Origin of the sequence: Kaistella jeonii, from assembly GCF_000812865.1 — a bacterium.
Taxonomy (GTDB): domain Bacteria; phylum Bacteroidota; class Bacteroidia; order Flavobacteriales; family Weeksellaceae; genus Kaistella; species Kaistella jeonii.
Window position 1 is genome coordinate 1 of record NZ_JSYL01000030.1, and the last position, 1,116, is coordinate 1,116.

The window sequence follows — 1,116 nt, forward strand, 5'->3', positions numbered from 1 at the left end:
GCTTCTGCCATTCTTGCCAGATAGTTGTAATGCGTTTCATTATATTGAGAACTGTAGATAATTTCTGAATAATCATTCGCATCTACTCTCACATCATAACTTCCGGTATTAATTCCTTCTTTGATCAGTTGATTGGCGATGATACTCATATTCACCGATTGTGCTCCACCAAAACTTTGGGTATGTGGTGCAGCGTCCAGCAATATCGTTGGACTGTAACCTGACAATACAATATTTCCCAATCCACTTTGATCCTGTAAATAGCCGACTTCGGTGATCACTCCCACAAATGTTCTCTCCGGACTGTCTGGAATATCTTTATATTTTTGAACGACCGTTAGTCTTTTCCCCAAAAATTCATTGGAGGATTCTAAATTATGGTTTTCCCGGTTTCCTAAAGAGTCATAGGCCAAAACCATTTCAAAACGATGGTGTTTCCCGGCGTGTTGGCTCAAACTAAAATGTTTGTAATGGGAAATTACTTTCCCTTCGATCACCACCAAAAGTTTCACGAGTCTATTGATCCCAAAAACCTGACTGGCGGAAATGGATTTCGAACTGTTATCCGGCTTGAAAGTAGGCGTTGAAGTTCCGTTTGTTTTTGCCATAATAGGTAGAGTTTGTTAGGTGATGGGTGTTTGATGATTGGTGTTCGATGATGGGTGTTTGATGAATGATGATTGCTCGTTGAAAGTTGACACTTGAGAGTTCGTTTTTCTCAATTCGGACTTTACTACTTTCAAACTTCTAAAGTTTAAAAGACAAATTTGATGTACTAAAATTAAGTATATATTTTTAATTAAGTTTAAAAATATCATTTTTCCAGGATATTGTCTGCTAATTAAAATTAACCTGATCGATATTCTAAAAAATTCCCGATAAAAACTGCATAAAGCATATTCATCGGGAATTATTTTAGTTTAACAAAACCTTTTCAAGTTTTAAAACCGATTTAAAAAGTTTTCAAACTTCTTATTTACCCGGCCAAACTCCTTCATAAGCAGAGGTGCCATAGTCGATTTTTTCTGCACTTACTACGAATGAGATCAACATGTTGTCTGAATCGATCGCATCGAAATCTACTTCATGCTGGATCACGTAACCGTTGTTCCATTT

General features: G+C 36.6%; 1 protein-coding gene and 1 pseudogene. Both read right to left on the minus strand.

The features are described 5' to 3' along the window. A pseudogene (locus OA86_RS15110) lies at positions 1-608 on the minus strand (Vgr family protein); the annotation flags it as partial. Positions 609-972: 364 nt separating this feature from the next. Continuing rightward, positions 973-1,116: type VI secretion system tube protein TssD (tssD, locus tag OA86_RS15815; protein ID WP_311316326.1), on the minus strand; the 144-nt coding region annotated here is incomplete at its 5' end.